We start from the raw sequence: 18943 nt of genomic DNA on the forward strand, positions 1-18943 counted from the left end.
ATTATATTAAAAAAGGAAGTTAACCTTACCTTTGTTCACAAGAAATATTTATCAGAAATGGATATCAAATTAAACACGATCGAAGAAGCAATCGAAGATATAAAAGCAGGTAAAGTTATTATCGTTGTTGATGATGAAGATCGTGAAAACGAAGGTGACTTTGTGACTGCGGCGCGTAATGCGACACCAGAAGTGATAAACTTCATGGCTACACATGGTCGCGGATTAGTTTGTGCTCCGCTTACACAAGAGCGTTGCAACGAGCTAAACTTAGGGCTGATGGTTGGTCAAAACACGGCTGTATATGAAACAAACTTCACTGTTTCTGTAGATTTACAAGGCTACGGATGTACAACAGGTATTTCTGCATCTGACCGTTCGAAGACGATCAAAGCATTAATTGACCCTAACATTAAACCTGAAGAGCTTGGCCGTCCTGGACACATCTTCCCGTTAATCGCGAAAGATGGTGGTGTATTGAGACGTACTGGCCATACAGAAGCTACGGTAGACCTAGCACGTTTGGCAGGCTTTGAGCCAGCAGGTGTGTTGGTAGAGATATTAAAAGAAGATGGTGAGATGGCACGTATGCCTGACTTAATGGAAGTAGCGAAACGCTTCGACTTAAAAATCATCAGTATTGAAGACCTAATTGAGTACCGTTTGAAACACGACTCCCTTATCGAAGAGGAAGAGACCGTAGAAATGCCTACACAATGGGGTAACTTCAAGCTTAAAGCTTTCACGCAAAAAAATACAGGCGAGCAACATTTAGCTCTTTACAAAGGAGAGTGGAATGAAGACGAGCCTATATTGGTACGTGTACATAGCTCTTGTATCACAGGTGATATCTTTGGCTCTTGCCGTTGTGACTGCGGTCCACAATTGCACAAGGCTATGGAAATTATCGAAGCTGAAGGTAAAGGTGTTATTGTATACATGAACCAAGAAGGTCGTGGCATTGGCTTATTGAACAAATTGCGTGCTTACAAATTGCAAGAGCAAGGTTTAGATACAGTAGATGCTAACGTACAGTTAGGCTTTAAAGCTGATTTACGTGACTATGGTGTTGGTGCACAAATCTTAAGACAAATCGGTGTAACAAAAATGCGCTTGATTTCTAACAACCCAACAAAAAGAGCAGGCCTTGTAGGTTATGGCCTAGAGGTTGTAGAAAACGTAGGTATTGAGATTCAACCGAACCAATACAACGAAGCTTACTTAAAGACAAAACGTGATCGTATGGGACATGATATCCTAAACAATCAATAATAAGAAATACATAAACATAAAAAAGGGAGCTTATCGCTCCCTTTTTTATGTTTATGTCATTTAGCCTACCAAAGGTGGTAGCGCACACCGAACTGTAAAAAGTTTGGATTAAACTCTTCAGATTTCGTATTGTATTTTACTTTGTAGCCTGCAAAAACGGATAGCTGCACCTCCGGAAAGTAATAGCTTGCCCCTACTTGTCCATTCAGCTGTGTGAAATTATCACGTTTATCAAGGATTATGTTTTCCTCTTTTTTGTTTCCCTCTTTTACTTTTTCATCATCTTTCCAGTTTTCATTATAGCGATAAAAATCTTGGCTTACACCAACGCCTAAGAAAACATTAAAGTTGCTTTTTGTTTTATCTAAAACAGAAAACAAATAGTCGGCACCAACAGATACAAAGCCGGTACGTCCATTGACGAGCGCCTGCACAGAAGAACGATTATCAAGGTCATATTTCCCCTGCACACCAAAGGAACCCACATTACTTGATGATTTCAGTTGTACATCACCATAAAAGCCGAAGGCCCATTTATAATCTTGAGCTGCCACATGGTTCACAAAACCAAGGACAAGAAAGAAGCATAGTAGTTTTTTCATAAAAGATTGTTTAGTCGATTTTTTCGCCTTTTGACTTGCGATATTTTTTGTAAAGCTTAATTAACACCATCAGTAAGATGGCTAATCCAAGTAAGCTCAGCACCCCAAATATCCAGTTTAAAGCCGATTTAAAGATAACCAAAAAGACAATAGCAAAAAGGATTATTGTAGCTATTTCATTCCATAAGCGTAGCTGAGAGGAAGTCCAGGTAGAGGTCTCTTCACGCAGCTTATACATGATTTGTTGTGTTTTGAAATGGTAAAAAACAAGCCCCACAACGAAAGCTAGTTTAATATGCATCCAGCCTTGGGACAAAAAGCCTGGCGTTATATAGAGCATCACCAGCGCAGAAAGTACGGTGATATACATCGCTGGCGTGGTGATGACCCACCACAGTCGACTCTGCATCAGCACAAACTGTTCATGCAAAACTTTGTACTGCTCGATAGGCTTCTGTTTGGCTTCCGTATGGTAGATGAATAACCTCGGCATGTAGAAAAGCCCAGCCATCCAGCAGACCATAAAAATAATGTGTATTGATTTTGCGTATAGAAAAATCATATAAATAGGCCTAAATAATAAGGGCAAAATACTTTGCCCTTATTATCTTAATTAATATCTAAACTCTTTAATAACCTCTACCGCGTACTTCACGTTGTCGAAAGGAATATCAGGCATAATACCATGTCCTAAGTTGAAGATAAAGCCTTCTTCGCCACGCATACGCTCAAAAAGCTGAAGGATTTTATCTTTAATCACTTTCTTATCCGCATAAAGAACGAAAGGATCTAAGTTACCTTGTACGGCAATACCTCCTGGAAGCGATTGTTTGATGTTCTTAAGATCTGCATTCCAATCTACAGAGATAACATCAGGCTTCGCCTCTACCATGATAGGTGCGAAAACAGATGAACCTTTACAGAAAGAAATAACAGGCACTGTACGCTTGATATTAGCTAAGATATAGCTGTTATAACGGTGAGAGAACTCTTGGTAATCATTCCATGATAATGCTAAAGCCCAGCTATCAAACAACTGCAATGCATTAACACCAGCATCGATTTGCATATTCAAATAAGCGATGGTTACATCGGCAATTTTTTGCAAAATAGAATGTGCTAAAGCTGGTTCATTGTTCAACATCAACTTCGTTTTTTTGAAGTCTTTAGAAGAACCACCTTCTACTAAGTAGCTTAAGATGGTAAAAGGAGCACCAGCAAAACCGATCAAAGGAATACGTCCCGCTAGGCGTTCTTGAATAACTTTGATGGCATCTGCCACATACTGCAATTTATCTAAGCAGTCTACTGCTAATTTATCCGCGTCAGCGGCATTACCTACAGGATTGCTGAAACGAGGACCAACACCTTGCTCGAAAGAAAGGTCTCCCCCCATTGCTTCTGCCGTCACCAAAATATCCGAAAACAAGATTGCGGCATCGATGCCTAACAAGTCTACTGGAAGCATGGTCACATCGGCAGCAATCTCCGGTGTTTTGCACATTTCTAAGAAACTATATTTGTTCTTAATTTCCCAATATTCAGGCATAAAACGGCCTGCTTGACGCATCATCCACACGGGTGGTCTTTCGGTCTGCTGCGACAGGGCAGCTCTGATAAATAAATCGTTTTGTAAATTTGTACTCACTTAACTCCTTGTATTTAATTCTACTTCAATTTTTTCAATAATAGTTTGCTGACGTGCTGTAAGCTTCAACTTTTTAGCTAAATCTAAATAAGCTGTAGCACGGTCATACGTCTTTTTACGCAAGGCGATATTTGCGAGGTTAATAAGGACGAAACCTTTTTCCGTATCGCGTTTCCACGGTAATCGTGAAGCGAGCTGAAAATGATACTCTGCTTCATCAATACGTTCCTCTTTCAGCGCTAGGTTACCACGCATAAATTCGTAGTAGCCACGGCGTCCTTTGCGCAGCTGATCGGGGTTATTGATTTCATCAAGCAATCTTTTTGTTTTTTCATAATCTTGCTTATGAAATGCTTGCGTCGCCAAAAATACCGTTCCTTCTCGAAAGTAACTCCACACGAGGTAGCCAATTCCGCCGAGAATATAAACGGCAATATTATAATGCTGCGCATAAACAGCATATAGAAGAAATGCCACCGCAATAGCGATGACAGTTATGCGAAATGTTTTATTCATTCGTATGCTTAAGCGCTTGGCGTATCGGTAAACTTATAACCTACCCCACGAATAGAATGAAAATAAACAGGATGCTTTTGATCTGGCTCAAAATACTTTCTAAAGGTCAAGATAAAGTTGTCAATGGTACGTGTTGATGGATACACATCATAATTCCATACCGTTTCCAAAATTTGCTCACGCGATACCGCTTCATTCTTACGCTCAATAAGCAACTTAAGTAGCATCGTCTCCTTCTTGGTTAAAGAAGTTACCGACCCATCAGCTTGGTGTAGCTCGAAAGAGTTGAAATAAATGGTTTTATCACCGATTGTATAGGAATTAAACTCTTTTAAGTCATCAGGCTTCAAACCGCGGCGGATTAAGTTTCCTACACGCAGAATTAGCTCCTCTAAATTAAAAGGCTTAACTAAATAGTCGTCAGCTCCTTTTTTCAAACCTGTAATACGGTCTTCACTGCTATTTTTAGCCGTTAAGAACATAATAGGTACTTCAGTATTCTGCAAACGGATGGTTTCCGCCACTTGGAATCCATCAATCTCTGGGATCATAACATCTAAAATAATTAAGTTGAAGCGCTCTTCTTTAAAAATTTTAAGGGCTTTTTTCCCATCGGTAGCCGTCGTTACGCGGTAGCCTTCCAGCTCCAAATTTAACTTGATGGCTTCTAAAAGATGCTCTTCATCTTCAACTAATAAAATACGTTGTTTAGCTTGCTGCATAATTTTCAAATGTTACTTCAAAAATGCTCCCTTGAGGAGTGTTATCTTTAACTTTAATCGTGGCATTATGTTTTTGCAATACGGTTTTCACAATATACAAGCCTAAGCCAGTACCTTTTGTCTTGCGCGTTGCTTCATTACCCACGCGGTAAAATTTACTAAATATATACTTTTTTTCTTCACCAGGAATACCCGGGCCATGATCCGATACAGAAAATATAATGCGACCATCATCGCTTTCTTTCAAATCGACCATAACAGAGGCACATGGTGGCGAATATTTAATGGCATTTTCAACAAGATTGTTCACCACATTGGTGATCGCAAACTTATCGCCATGGATGATGACATGCTCATCTAAGCTAGGTTTTAACACCTGCGTACGACAAGCATTTTTCTGCAACCTATCTACGACATTGAAGACAACAGCCGTCAAGTCAAAATCTTCTTTAGGCAGATTGAAACTACGGTTCTCCAGCTTCGTCGTTAGCAATACGTTTTCCACCAAATCATCCAAGCGCTCAATATCTTTCAACGAATTGGCTAAGAAAGTCTTCTGCTGCTCGCGTTCTAACTCTCTTTTGAGTATCGTTTGAATATATAGCTTTACAGAGGCTAAAGGCGATTTAAGCTCATGCGTAACCGCCAGTAGGAAGTTTTGCTGTTGCTGTTGTTGCTTGTGCTCACGCGAAAAGAGCTTCTTCAAGCGCGTGGCTCCCCACATAAAAATAAAGAGAAAGAAAAGACCTTCTCCGATAATCATACCTTTCCTTTGAGGCTCGTATTGCACCAATAGATACCCCCACCAGAACAGCTGCGTGATGGCATAAAAAACCAAAAAATAAAATAAGACTAGCGCTTTTTTCATCGAATAAAAATCAATCTACACAAAAGTAACTATTTGAACAACTGAAAGAGAATAATAGGCCGATTTTGACACTAATAGGAAGAATCCTTTCTTATATTTGTACATGTTTTTTGATAAAAAAGATATTTTCTTCGATCTTGATCACACCATCTGGGATTTCGATCGCAATGCAGAAGAGACTCTGCAAGAGCTATACTACCGCTACGACTTCGATAAGTTGCTAAATGATGCCAACTCAGCAGGCTTTATAAGCGCTTACACGCGCAACAATCATCGCCTATGGCATCTTTACCACCACGGCAAGATTGATAAAGCTACGCTTCGCAAAAGCCGCTTTGCGGACACCTTCTCCGACTTAGGCCTAGACCCCGAGATTTTCCCTACAGACTTTGAGGAAGAATATATAACTATCTGCCCGACGAAAACGAACTTGTTTCCAAATGCGCACGAAACGTTAAGCTACCTTCAAGCAAAGTACAACCTGCATTTAATCTCCAATGGTTTTAAGGAGGCCTGCGAAATGAAGCTCGAAAAGAGTAATTTGTTGCCTTACTTTCAGACGATTGTTATTTCGGAAAATGTAGGTATCAACAAGCCTGATCCGGCTATATTTGATTATGCGGTATCGCAGAGTAAAACCAAAGCTTCGGCCTCGATTATGATTGGCGACAATCTAGATGCCGATGTGCGTGGCGCACAGAATTATGGTATGGATGCCATCTTCTTCAACAGCATCGATGCGGAGAAACCGAATGATGTGCCCCATATGATTAAAGACTTAAAAGAACTACAAAAAGTATTCTAATAAAAAAGGGAGGTTTAAAAACCTCCCTTTTTTATTATTTAGTCGTGCCTATAAAACTTTTACCGTCACGTTTTTCAACCATACATCATCGCCGTGATCTTGAAATCCGATTACACCAGATTTCGTTTGTCCACCAACGTTGTTCAACAATTCGAAAGCTAAAGGCCATTTCGCTTGACTGAACTTACTGTTTTGAAGTAAGGCTGTCCATTCTGGTGTCCACAACGTATATTCAACCACTTTCACTCCATTTTGGTAGTGGCTAACTTTACCGTTATTAACAACGATTTTTGCTTTATTCCATGATCCTGCAGGGTTTCCATTTTGCGGCTTCGCCGGAATCATATCATATAAAGATCCTGATTTTCTGTTGCCATCTACGCCTTGTTTAGCATCTGGATGATTTTCATTATCCAACAATTGATACTCAGGGCTAGAAATATAAATCGCTTGTCCTTTCACCTCTTTTGCTAAGAAGAAAACACCAGAATTTCCTGCATGTGAAATTTTCCAGTCGAACTCCAGCTCGAAATTTTTAAAATCATGTGCGAAGATAAGATCTCCACCTTCTATTTTCTCTGCATTAGGATCTTGCTTAGAGAACTTCAATGAGCCATCTTCAATAGACCATCGTGCTGGCACATGATCTTTATTGTATCCACGCCAACCGTTTAAAGAAGTACCATCAAATAGAATATAAGCTCCATTAGCATTCTTTTTGAAAGAACTTAAGTCTGCCTTCGGCAAAGTCGTTACGAGTTCATAATCGGGTGCTTTTTGTACGAAACTACCTTTGCCTTGCGCATTGCAAGTAAATGCAGCCAACATCATTGCGGCCCCTATGCCGTATACAAATTTATTTTTCATGCTTTTCTGGGTTTAGTACGGTTAAATATAGACAAATTCTGTATCATTTTAAAAATTCCCCTGCATATCATCCATACCGCCGCCTTCATTCTGCTGGCGTTTTTTGCTGGCCTCTTGACGGCCGAATCGGTAGGAGAATGACAGGTTGAAACTACGCTTCATCCAACGGTAATCGAAGCTTGAATTTACCTGCGGTGTCATGGTGTTAGCACCAAAGCGGCGTGTATCAAATAGGTCACGCACGTTGAAAGCTAAACTAGCACGTTTATCAAATAGCTCTTGCTTTAAAGCAACATCGACACCAGTCATAGATTTACTTTTTCCTTGAGCCATCACACGTGGAGCATAGTAGTCGCCACGTATCTGCATCGCTAAGTTACCCGTGAACTTCACATTTGTGTTTACATTCGAATTCCATGTGAAACCATCTTGCTCTTGGATATTATAGGCACTATTTCCGTTAAATTTGTTGTACAAGAAATTACCATTCCAAGTCAAATCCCACCATTTCGTTAAGTTAACTTTACTGATAAGCTCTAAACCGGCTACTTGGGTGCTGCTTAAGTTTTCCCAACGGCTATAGGTAACACCGCTATCATCGACCTTGTAAATATAAGGTTGAATAACGTCGTTGACCTTACGGTAATACACAGAGCTTACAATATTCCACCCTTCAAAGAATTTAGCAAAGCTCAATTCCATAGAGTGTACATCCTCAGGCAACAAATTGGCATTTCCCTCGCGACGGTTTAATTCGTCCGCTACACTAGGGAATGGATTTACCTGCCATCCTCTAGGGCGCTGCACACGACGTGTATAGCTCAACTGAATCTTATCGCCTGCTTTACCAATGTCATACGTCAAAAACAAACTCGGATATAGACGGAAGTAATCTAAACCGCCTTTAGTTTCTACATCCCCCGGAGCTGTCGCCGGATCTTTAGAGAAATAAGTGGTATTAAGCTTACTATCTTCGGCGCGCAAGCCAATTTGGTATCCTAATTTAGAGGTTAACTTATTTTGATAATTCGCATATAACGCATGAATTGTATTCGTCAAATCGAAATCATTACTTACGCTATAATCTGGGTAATACTGTTGATTATTAACATTTAACAACTCAGAAAACTGCGTATCGAAAGATTTCGTTATCTGCGTACGGTATCCAGCTTCAAATTTGCTCTTATCATTCAAAGGCAACACATAATCCAATTGCGCATTGAATACCTTACCATCCTGGCTCGTTGTGTTGGTACGTCCATCATTAGGTCTAGCCACAGAATAGGACTGTACAAAATCATTGACACCATCCTCCGCACTTTGTCCATAACGAACATTAGCTGTTAATTCCGAACCTTCACGATTAAACTTACGTGTAAAATCAAAATTTAAATCATAACCCCACTCATCACCTGTTTGGTGAGATAAACGTGTGCTTGTTCCTGAAAGTGTTGGGTGGTTGGTATAGCGATAGAACATATCAGCGTTACGCTCGTTATCACGAATATTTACGTTACCTGATAATCCGATAGTCGTTTTATCATTCAGGTAGTAGTCTGTTCCTAATTTAAAAGTATGTCCTAGACTCTTACGGTTGTTCTCCTCGTCTTGATCAACATGGCTATCGTTGTTTAGATAGTGGTTATAACGGGATCCAGAGCCGACATTATTACGTCTGCCGAAATTATAGGTTCCAAAATAATTGAATTTACGGTCTCTGTAGTTTAAGGCTACACCCGCTTGGTAATTGTGGTAAGAACCACCGGAAACATTCACATTACCATTTAATCCTGTTCTAATATTTTTCTTAAGGACGATATTAATGATTCCTGATTGTCCTTCAGCATCATACTTAGAGGAGGGATTAGTGATGATTTCTACCTTTTCAATGGCGTTAGCAGGTAACGATTGCAGTAAAGAAGTAATATTACCACCTGCTAAAGCAGACTCTTTACCATCAATTAAAATACGAACGGAACTTGAGCCACGTAAAGAAACGGTACCATCCATGTCTACCTGCAGTGTAGGCACGTTGGCTAACAAATCGGATGCTGTTCCACCTACGCTTACTAAACTTTGAGATACATCAAACACCTTACGATCTATGCCGAGGGTCAATTCTGGCGTACGACCTTTTACAACAACAGCCTCAAGCATGGTACCATCAGCTGTCAGACCAATTTGTCCTAAATTTACAGCTGCATTATTTTGGATGACAATGCCTTCACGTAAAAAATCTTGCATCCCTACATAGGTAATACGAATTAGGTAATTACCATTAGCTACAGTTTCAAAAAACAAACGTCCTTCCAAATCCGTCTGCGCTCCTTTTACATAGGTATTTGTTCCAGCCTGCAACAAAGCAGCACTAGCGCCAATAATCGGTTCATGCGTTTTGGCATCTACGATAGTGGCTTGAATTTTTCCTTGTTGCGCAAAAAGAAAAAGGGGAATTAAAAAAGAAAAGAGGAGAAACGTCGTTTTTTTATTGAGTAGCATGTTACAAATGTTGATTTGCACAAAAAAACAAAATAAAAACAGCCCCCTCCCTATCGTAACTAGATTATTACTGTACGAAAATTATTCTACTGAGACTTTTAATCCTTCGGCTTTTAGGATTTTACGATAGACTTCCATCTCGGTATAAGTGCCCTCCAAAACGGTACATTTCCCTTCTGAATGCACCTTCCACGCAATCTGCTCGGATTGTTTTTCCGAATACTGTAAGTGTTTCATCAAGCAATGAATCACATGATCAAAGGTATTAACCTCATCATTCCAAAGGATTAAACTATTGGATGATTTAACAGCTGCTAAAATTTCATCTAGTGTAAAGGTTTCTTGTTCGGTCTGTACGCTCATATTACAAAATTACATATTTTTTAAAAATTATGTAGTTTTGCCGATCAATCAAAAAGAAGTCGACTTATGTTTCAATCGAAAATTGCTGGTATAGGCTATTACGTACCTAAAAATGTGTATACGAACCAAGATTTGGAGCGCTTTATGGATACAAGCGACGCTTGGATACAGGAGCGTACAGGCATCAAGGAGCGTCGTTATGCAGACCGCTTAACGGAAACAACGACAACAATGGCTGTCGAGGCGGCAAAAGTTGCGATAGAACGTGCTAAAACAACGGCCGATGCTATTGATTTTGTCATTTTTGCAACCTTAACGCCAGACTACTATTTCCCTGGCTGCGCGGTACTTTTACAACGCGAGATGAAAATGAACGAAGTAGGCTGTCTAGACATTCGCAACCAATGTTCAGGTTTTGTATATGCCTTATCGATAGCTGACCAATTTATAAAAACAGGTATGTATAAAAATATCCTCGTGGTAGGTTCTGAGAAGCAATCATTTGCCATGGACTTCTCCACAAGAGGACGTAACGTTTCGGTTATTTTTGGCGACGGAGCTGGCGCTGCTGTGCTACAGCCCACTACAGAACCAGGCAAAGGGATATTAAGCACGCACTTGCATGCCGACGGAAACTATGCGGAGCAATTAGCAATGCACTACCCTGGTGCTTCTGCTGGATACTGGCTGGAGAACAAACCAAACTGGCCTGATAAAGAACTCGGTGACCTGCTTATTACGAAGGAAATGCTGGAAGATGGCAGCTTGTTTCCATACATGGACGGGCAGACGGTTTTCAAAAAAGCAGTGGTTAAATTTCCGGAGGTTATCCAAGAGGCGCTGACAAAAAATGGATTAGCGACAACGGATATCGATTTATTAGTACCGCATCAAGCGAATCTGCGCATATCACAATATATCCAAAAAACACTAGGACTAAAAGATGAGCAGGTGGTTAATAATATCCAAAAATATGGTAATACAACGGCTGCTTCTGTACCAATTGCTTTAGCAGAAGCGTGGGAAGAAGGTCGTATTAAGGATGGTGATTTAATCTGTTTAGCGGCTTTTGGCGCTGGATTCACGTGGGGGTCAGCATTAATACGTTGGTAAACGATACCGCATAAAAAAAAGAGGCTTTACTTTTTGGAGAGCCTCTTTTTTTTATGTTATTTCTTTTTCTTAAAACCTGAATCAAAAATCACATCCCAGATGTATGAACTTACGCCAAACCCTTTCTCTGGATCGGAATAGTGGTGCAACATATGATGATCTTTTATACGTTTGAATAAACCCGATTTGAAATTCGCATGGTGCATGGCATAATGACATTCATCATAAATCAAATATCCAAAAAGGAAACCTCCGAAGAAAGATGCTAACTCAAACTCAGGAATCAAAATATAAAACAATAAATAGATAATCGATGCCATAGGTATACTCGCAGAAAGCGGCATTACCAAGCGCATACGGTCCTTTGGATAATCATGGTGTACACCGTGAAAAATAAAATGTATACGCTGTCCGAAGGCAGATTTAGGATGGAAATGGAAAACCCAACGGTGTAAAACATACTCCGCAAAGGTCCAAAAGGCCAAGCCTATCACAAAATACATAAAAATAGCACCCCCAGACATACCTCCATCGACATACGATTTACGAAGAAAATAGATGATAACGGGAATCCAAAATATTAAAGGCACGGTAAAATGTACCTTTGTTAAAGACTCCAAAAAGTTACTTTTGAACATTCTTGAAGACTCTGTAGAGTTAGAAACATAGAGTTTTTTTGCCATAGTAAAGATCACACTTCTTGAACAGACAAATTTAAAAAGTGTTTGTCGATAAAAAAAATTTTACCTTTTGAACTTTTTCACTTTTGTGTCAAAAAATCGAATTTTATACTTTTCCCCAGTGATACTGACCATTTTGCACGATCACTTTTTCTGTATCGACGAGTTTACGTAACAAAGCTAGGCGTGTTTCATCATTTCCTAAGGACAAAGCATCAACCAAACTCTTCACATCCATGGTCTTCTCCGTAAGCAAGTTTTGGATCTCTACGATAAGCTTAGCTTCTATATTTTGTGCCTGCTGGCGCAACAGACATAAATCACAAGCACCGCATGGCTCTTTATCTTCTTCACCAAAATAGCTTTGTAAAGCAATACTGCGACAGAAATCAGTATCGAGATAGTTATCTATAGCTAATAGCTGTGATCTTTTAAGAACCTTTCGACTTTCTATGAACTGATGGTCTATATACAAGTTTTTATAATCTACACGTGCTTGTAAGAGCTCCAATTGGGCGGCATCGGTTTTCTCGATATAACTTATAATCTCCAACTTTTGTAGGCTCCGTAAGCGCTCAATGACCTCTGCATAGGGTAATCCAAGCTTTTTAGCGAAATCCATCTCGCTAATAGGGATATAAAAATCAAAGGCTCCGCCGTAGTTTCGTAGGATTAACTTAATCAAACGATCATGCTTGCTGGACTGCACTTGAAACTTATATAACTCTTGATAGTCTACTTCAAACTTTATTCGAGCAGGAATAAATGCAGGCTCCGACAGGGCAATCCATCCATCACGCTCCAAAAATTTAAGAGCGCTTAGGGTTGGTAAAATCTCGAGCTGATATTTTTTCGCGAAAACGACCACATCAAAATCAAAAACAAGCCCCTTCCCTGCTCCATAGGCTACTTGAACGAAATTGCATAAATAATGATAGGTCTGCTGGATAAATTTAACCGTCGGAAAGCTTCCTTCAAACTGTTCCCACAAGCGATCACGATCATGCTGCTGATACATCAACACAGGAAATGCCTTTTTACCATCTCTTCCTCCACGTCCTGCTTCCTGATAATAGGCCTCTAAGGAATCAGGAATATCCAAATGCAGCACGAAGCGTACATCAGCCTTATCGATTCCCATCCCGAAGGCATTCGTAGCAACAATAACACGAACGCGTTGCTGAATCCAGCTATCTTGCTTTTGAGACCTTGAAAACATATCGAGTCCTGCATGGTAATAGTCTGCAGACACACCGTGGTTTACTAAATATTGAGCTACTTCTTGTGTTTCGCGCCTATTGCGGACATAAACAACGCCACTGCCACCAATCTTTTGAAGCATACGCAACATCCGTCCCATTTTATCTTCCTCGGGCAGCACCATATAGGCTAGGTTTTCACGCTTGAAGCTTTTTTGAAAAACATTAGCCTTCGGAAAAGCCAGCTTTTCTTGAATATCAACAACGACATCTGGCGTTGCTGTTGCTGTAAGGGCTAAAAATGGCACTTGCGGATGTAGCTTACGCAGCTGTGCTAGCTCCAAATAGGAAGGACGAAAATCATATCCCCATTGGGAAATACAATGTGCTTCATCTATGGCAAACAGGTTAACCTTCATATAGCGTATACGCTCACGCACCAAATCGCTATACAAACGCTCAGGAGCTAAATACAGGAATTTTATCTTTCCATAAACGCAATTATCGAGGGTAATATCAACCTCACGCTTCGACATCCCCGAAAAAATAGCCACCGCTTCTATTCCTCTTTTACGTAAATTTTCTACTTGGTCTTTCATCAAGGCAATCAAAGGACTGATGACGATACATATACCTTCAGAAAGTAGTGCCGGGACTTGAAAACAAATGGATTTCCCTCCGCCCGTAGGCAGCAGGGCTAAGGTATCTCTCCCTTGCACAACGGAATCAATAATTTCCGACTGTAGCGGGCGAAACTGATCATATCCCCAGTATGTTTTTAATATGGATAAGCTGTTATTTTCCATCTCATTTAGCTTCCCAAACATAAGCAAAATTATCGTTTAATGTGTAAAAACGCTGTTTTATACGTGCTGCCTCCATTTCTATGACTTGGGCTTCTGTCGCATCATAGAGGTTAACGAAACAGATCAGGCGGTTACGCCAAGCTAGCGGAAAGGCTGCTACATCGGGTCTCTTCCATAGACGCCAAATCAGTACTTCAAAATCAGGTAGGGTTTCTAAATCCTGTTCTTTTTCCAGAAGTAGCCATCGTTGTCCTAAGGCATGCAGCAAGCGGTTTTCTTTCTTTGGCTGCTTCAGCGGCAGAAAAACAATGTCTTCTTTTTTCGCGTAGCGTTGTAGGTCGGGCCATACTTGAAACCGCAACTGAGGATCGGTTAAAGAATCTTTTGTTGAGTATAAAAATACCTGTCCTTGATTAATCACAGCGATATGAAGCTGGCTAGAAGTACTATAAATTTTTATTCCCCGATAGGAAGAAAGGTGAATAGCGGTCCATGAAGAACGAAATAAAAGCACGGATAAAACGGCAACAAACAAGAGTATATTACGCTTCGTAGTCCTTCGCCAAGTCAATAATAAAAGATACAACAACAAGCTGGCTATAATCAGTTGCCCCTTATCGAAATCTATTCCTGAGCTGACCGCGAAAGGTAGCTTACTCATCCATTTAAGCCCATAAATGGTAAAATCAATAAAATAAGTTAGCAATAGCGCTATCCAACCATTCACCATCCCCACAGGACATAGTGCCAAGGCAATACCGCTGTACATTATTAAATTTGAAGGAAGCATAATGAAGAGGTTTCCAACTAAAAACAAATTTGGAAACTGCTGAAAATAGAACAGTGCCAATGGCGCGGTAAACAACTGCGCGGATATAGAAACCCAAATTGATGATACCATATTACGCATCCAAGGGCGCTTAGGTAGCCACCATTCGCGCAGTAGCGGATATAACGTAAAAAGACCAAGCATAGCACTATAGGAAAGCTGAAAACCAACATCGAACAGTACTTTAGCATCGACAAGGAGCATAAAAAAAGCAGAAGCAAAAAGGGTATTCAAGTGATTTTGCGGCTTTCTAGTTCCTTCGGTTATCAAAAAAAAGCTCATCATAATTCCCGCCCTTAAAATAGGTGGTGCCAATCCGGTCAGAATTACATAGCCCCAAATACACAAAAAACTGAGTACTAAACGCACAATTCTACCACGAGAGAACCTATCAAAAAAGCTTAAAATTCCATATAAAATATAGAAAACCATGCTAACGTGTAATCCCGAAACGCTTAACACATGAATGGTGCCTGTATCTGTAAAAGCTTCCAATACGGAAGCATCAACGTCGGCACGATACCCTAGAATCAAAGCCACGCTTACCTGATAGCCCCGCTCGCTGGACAAATAATAGCGAAACTTATCCACGAGGTATAGACGCCATTTCAAGGCATAATTTATGACCATCTTTCCTTCATCTGCTTTCAACAGCCGTAGCTGATTACTCTTCAAAAAAGCTTGATGATAAATAGCACGCTTTGCCAAATAACTGCTATAATCAAACTGTTTGGGGTTTAATGCTAGAGGCACCACCTGCGTGGTATTTGCCAAAATAATATGGTCGCCATAGGCATAGCTATTTCTACTGCTATCGGATTTAAGCGAAACCATAACTATCCCTTCGGAAGGGTAAGCTCTCTTATCTGCGTAACCACTTATAATTCTAACAGGAAAGCGTATACTACGGCTACGCTCTACAGGCTCATCGTCGATAATCCCTGCTAAAAGGGTATACTTATGATGTTGAAAATGCCGCGATTGATGATTGGGCTGATGATATTTTATAACGATAAAACCTGTCAAGACCAATAGAGGAAAAAGCAGCCTTGGAAAAATATAACGACTAACTGCTGGCCTTGCTATTTCTAGCGTCACTATTAAGCAAATGCAGACACATACAACACCGACGCCCCACTGATACAAACGGTGGCTTACAGGCAGGTAGAAGCCCAAGAAAATCCCTAATGCGTAGCCGATGAAAAGCCTCAAAAAGGGCATATGCGCCGCTGACCACATGAACCTTTCTTTTACCATTGATGACGTATTTGCAGTTTCACATCACTCCTTTTTCTCCCTGGGCTAGCATCTAACCCTGAACCTACATTTTCTTGCTCGCTATAACTACTTTGCGCATAGCGCATCCATAGTTGTGTTTTGGCCGACAATCGGTAAGCTACATACAGATAAAAACGGGTTCCTCGATTGTACAGTAGTGTTGATGAATACGCATAGAGCAAATCTTTCTCTTGCGTATACAAACGTGCACTATAGGCATCGGCATGAAAAGATGTGATTCTGAAGTTTAGCTGAACGGATTTGTTTCGGGGCTTCCATTGCAATTCCTGATAGGCTAAACCGCCATTGTTCTGTTGTTTATTTTTTCGATAGCGAACGGCTTCAAGGCGCGATTTGATTTCCCAGTCAGCCCCCATCTTAAAACGAAAGTCTAGGCGCACATTGTTTTTCACGGTAGACTCCAAATAATTTTCGGCGACACGCTCTGCACTATTTTCTTCGCGCAAGCGATGACGATAGCGTAAGCTTAGTAGACCACGTTTGTACCAGGTGTAGCTAAATTGGGTTAAAAAATCAGCTCCACTACTGGGTGCATCGACGCGATAGCGCAACCATGGAAACCGAAATAAATCGATGTACGTGAGCCATTCAATTTTACGATTAGGATGATAACGCAATCCAGAATAGAAGCCTTGTTCATTGACGACACCGGTACTTTCGGAAACTGCCTGTGCATAAAAAGCGTAGTAATTAGGTTGATAACGGCGATACTGTGTAAAGAAACTAACTTTCGGATCAAGACTGGCGAGCATCCCTACATTTGTAGCCCAGCCTCCGCCAAGCTGTTGCGCAAACTCACCGTAGCTATACAAATTTTTATAGCTGTACTGAAAGGTTGCTGTACTGTTGAGCAGCTGCTGTCCACGAAAGGTATAGCGATTACGCATGATGTCTGTAGGCTGCATCTGTCCGTTGAAACGCGTGTATAGGGCTGCCATCTGACTTTTTAATCGTCCTTTTTGATAGGTGAGCACCAATCCACCCAGCCATTGATCAACAGCATGTCGATAGCGCTGCTCAGTTGCTGTACGGTGCAATCCTGTAGATTGAATATTTATAATCACCGTTCTACCGTCCTGCTGCTGCAGATCTCCATCAACTTTGCGAAAAGAAACAAAAGAGGTAGCCTCAAGCTGCGCTAAGGGAAAACGTACTGCGATACCACGTAAAAAATTACTTTCATTCATGGAGGTATAGGGCTTCAATCCAATTCCCTGCCTGGCGCTATTTCCCATGAGGGTACCTTTACCAAGCCTAAGTCCGTTCCAAATCATTAACCCTTGCCCAACTTGTACAGCATAGTCTCCAAGTACAATTTCTTTAATTTTCCCTATATTTTTCAAAGACAAGCTCATGCTGTAATAGTCAAATCCATAACGTTGCTTACCTCTAAAGAAAGGCTCTCCGGCATCCTTTTTCGCATTAATAGCTACACTTAGCCGCTCACCATCGTTCAAGCGATACCAAAGGTTGTAGCGATTAGCATCGCCTAAATACCGTGTTTCATCAGGCCCAGTACGGCTGTACCCTTCTTGTCTTTCCAATACCCGTCCGTAACGAATCATGATTTGTTGATCGGACTCCTGCACCATTTTCCGTAACGAGAAATTAGGCCAAGGAGATGCTGGCGCGACCATCACAAAGGGATACAGACGATCTAGTGTGTTTTCATCCATCCCAGGCACCACCTGTAGCTCCAGCACCGAGATAAAAGGCCCTGCAATTTTGGGATGCTGTAAAATATTAGCGATTTGTACTGGAGATAGAAATAGTAGACTATTTAAACTTGGTTCATCTACTTGATTCAAGTTGATTGGATGCTTTAAATAAAAACGAAGTCGTTCTGTAAACTCACTAATATCCAAATCCACATCGAGATCATTAATGATTTCTTCGACCAAAATATCCTCCAGCTCACTTAATTCTTGCGACAGGCAGGTGCAAAAGCTTAAAAAAAGCGCACATAAAAATATACTAAAACGCATAAGCCATCATAAATTGTGGAGAAGACCCCAGTTTAACATGAAAAAGGTTTGCCCATTCAAACTGCCATTTTTTGTACTTCACCCCCATTCCTGCGGTATATTGAATAGGGTTAGATAGACTTCCTACACGGAGGACAATTTTGGGATGTGGGCTATATGACATGCCAACACGATACAGTAGCTGATGAGGAAAAGTCTTTACAAAATCTAGCGCTATCAACAGTTCTTCGGAGAAGGCATAGCTAAAGCCCATTCCGATTTGACGTGATAGTGGTGGAGAAGAAGCAGTTGGAAAGTTGTTGTTACCAATGTTCTTAAAGAAAACACCCGTACGTAAAGTGGCACTAATACTATACTGTAAACCTAGATCTGCGGAAACCGCACGTTCAAGATGATAGCCTCGAACATAATATTGATGATAATTTATTGTTGTAGATACCGATAGCTGATTCCCAAAAGATCGGTTCCAAGAGATACCTGCACGCAGCAAGCTATTGACATCCTTTAAGCCATACTTCGTCAGGGCTACCCCTATCCTACTAGATTGAGCAAGAGGCAGGGCCACGAGTATTCCTTGAGTGGCTATATCTGCTTTTAGAAAGTGTTGCTGATAGGCTATCGCTATCTCTAGACCTTGCACCGCCTGTAGGCCTGCAGGATTCGTAACGATAGCATACAAACCAGTTTGTGCAACAGTGGCCTTTCCCATTCCCAAGAACGGTGCTGGCGAAAATTCTTGCGCATAAAGGTTCCATGCCCCTAATAGGGTTAATAACATCCAGATTCTCATAGATTAAAAATTTGGTTTTTATTGGATATTAAATGCGGGCTTTATGTTAGTAGCTGTTGCTTTCGGGCGAGGCAACTTCA

Annotated in this window: 17 protein-coding genes; 3 read left to right on the plus strand and 14 right to left on the minus strand. The window is 40.7% G+C overall.

Annotated features, from left to right (window positions below; genetic code table 11):
* Window positions 1–57: 57 nt before the first annotated feature.
* Complete coding sequence (locus tag WH223_RS19390; protein ID WP_340049523.1) at window positions 58–1272, plus strand: bifunctional 3,4-dihydroxy-2-butanone-4-phosphate synthase/GTP cyclohydrolase II; 1215 nt, start codon at window positions 58–60, stop codon at window positions 1270–1272.
* A 65-nt stretch (window positions 1273–1337) separates the two neighbouring features.
* Here the strand turns inward: WH223_RS19390 and WH223_RS19395 are convergent, their stop codons facing one another.
* From WH223_RS19395 to WH223_RS19420, 6 genes are read right to left on the minus strand one after another with little or no spacing between them, the layout of a single operon-like run.
* On the minus strand, window positions 1338–1874 hold the full coding sequence (locus WH223_RS19395; RefSeq protein ID WP_340049524.1) for a hypothetical protein: 537 nt from the start codon (window positions 1872–1874) through the stop codon (window positions 1338–1340).
* Between the two features lie 10 nt (window positions 1875–1884).
* On the minus strand, window positions 1885–2436 hold the full coding sequence (locus WH223_RS19400; protein WP_340049525.1) for a CopD family protein: 552 nt from the start codon (window positions 2434–2436) through the stop codon (window positions 1885–1887).
* 51 nt (window positions 2437–2487) lie between these two features.
* Window positions 2488–3522, minus strand: coding sequence for a uroporphyrinogen decarboxylase (hemE, locus tag WH223_RS19405; RefSeq protein ID WP_340049526.1), 1035 nt, complete (start codon window positions 3520–3522; stop codon window positions 2488–2490).
* Window positions 3523–4038 (minus strand): hypothetical protein, encoded by a 516-nt coding sequence (locus tag WH223_RS19410; RefSeq protein WP_340049527.1) that lies wholly within the window; start codon window positions 4036–4038, stop codon window positions 3523–3525.
* Between the two features lie 8 nt (window positions 4039–4046).
* Window positions 4047–4760: a response regulator transcription factor gene (locus tag WH223_RS19415; RefSeq protein WP_340049528.1), complete on the minus strand. Its 714-nt coding sequence runs from the start codon at window positions 4758–4760 to the stop codon at window positions 4047–4049.
* Window positions 4747–5628: a sensor histidine kinase gene (locus tag WH223_RS19420; protein ID WP_340049529.1), complete on the minus strand. Its 882-nt coding sequence runs from the start codon at window positions 5626–5628 to the stop codon at window positions 4747–4749. Before WH223_RS19420 ends, WH223_RS19415 begins: the two co-directional genes overlap by 14 nt.
* Window positions 5629–5731: 103 nt before the next feature.
* Here WH223_RS19420 and WH223_RS19425 point away from each other — a divergent pair, with 103 nt between their 5' ends.
* Window positions 5732–6433 carry a YjjG family noncanonical pyrimidine nucleotidase gene (locus tag WH223_RS19425; RefSeq protein WP_340049530.1) on the plus strand — a complete coding sequence of 234 codons (702 nt, stop codon included), beginning with the start codon at window positions 5732–5734 and terminating at the stop codon, window positions 6431–6433.
* 48 nt (window positions 6434–6481) lie between these two features.
* Here the strand turns inward: WH223_RS19425 and WH223_RS19430 are convergent, their stop codons facing one another.
* From WH223_RS19430 to WH223_RS19440, 3 genes are all read right to left on the minus strand, one after another.
* A complete protein-coding gene (locus WH223_RS19430) occupies window positions 6482–7300 on the minus strand; it encodes a 3-keto-disaccharide hydrolase (protein WP_340049531.1) in 819 nt (272 codons plus the stop codon).
* A 48-nt stretch (window positions 7301–7348) separates the two neighbouring features.
* Window positions 7349–9799: a TonB-dependent receptor domain-containing protein gene (locus WH223_RS19435; RefSeq protein WP_340049532.1), complete on the minus strand. Its 2451-nt coding sequence runs from the start codon at window positions 9797–9799 to the stop codon at window positions 7349–7351.
* 81 nt (window positions 9800–9880) lie between these two features.
* Window positions 9881–10162, minus strand: coding sequence for an ATP-dependent Clp protease adaptor ClpS (locus WH223_RS19440; protein ID WP_340049533.1), 282 nt, complete (start codon window positions 10160–10162; stop codon window positions 9881–9883).
* 66 nt (window positions 10163–10228) lie between these two features.
* Between WH223_RS19440 and WH223_RS19445 the strand changes: the two genes are divergently transcribed.
* On the plus strand, window positions 10229–11275 hold the full coding sequence (locus tag WH223_RS19445) for a 3-oxoacyl-ACP synthase III family protein (protein WP_340049534.1): 1047 nt from the start codon (window positions 10229–10231) through the stop codon (window positions 11273–11275).
* Between the two features lie 56 nt (window positions 11276–11331).
* Here the strand turns inward: WH223_RS19445 and WH223_RS19450 are convergent, their stop codons facing one another.
* From WH223_RS19450 to WH223_RS19470, 5 genes are all read right to left on the minus strand, one after another.
* Window positions 11332–11958, minus strand: a complete 627-nt coding sequence (locus WH223_RS19450; RefSeq protein WP_340049535.1) for a sterol desaturase family protein — start codon at window positions 11956–11958, stop codon at window positions 11332–11334.
* Between the two features lie 103 nt (window positions 11959–12061).
* Window positions 12062–13960 (minus strand): RecQ family ATP-dependent DNA helicase, encoded by a 1899-nt coding sequence (locus WH223_RS19455; RefSeq protein WP_340049536.1) that lies wholly within the window; start codon window positions 13958–13960, stop codon window positions 12062–12064.
* A 1-nt stretch (window position 13961) separates the two neighbouring features.
* Entirely contained in the window at window positions 13962–16046 is a 2085-nt protein-coding gene (locus WH223_RS19460) for a ComEC/Rec2 family competence protein (protein WP_340049537.1), read from the minus strand.
* Complete coding sequence (locus WH223_RS19465) at window positions 16040–18073, minus strand: helix-hairpin-helix domain-containing protein (RefSeq protein WP_340049538.1); 2034 nt, start codon at window positions 18071–18073, stop codon at window positions 16040–16042. Before WH223_RS19465 ends, WH223_RS19460 begins: the two co-directional genes overlap by 7 nt.
* Entirely contained in the window at window positions 18063–18863 is an 801-nt protein-coding gene (locus tag WH223_RS19470) for a hypothetical protein (RefSeq protein WP_340049539.1), read from the minus strand. Before WH223_RS19470 ends, WH223_RS19465 begins: the two co-directional genes overlap by 11 nt.
* Window positions 18864–18943: the final 80 nt, after the last annotated feature.

The organism is Sphingobacterium sp. MYb382 (assembly GCF_037572665.1).
Classification (GTDB): Bacteria; Bacteroidota; Bacteroidia; order Sphingobacteriales; family Sphingobacteriaceae; genus Sphingobacterium.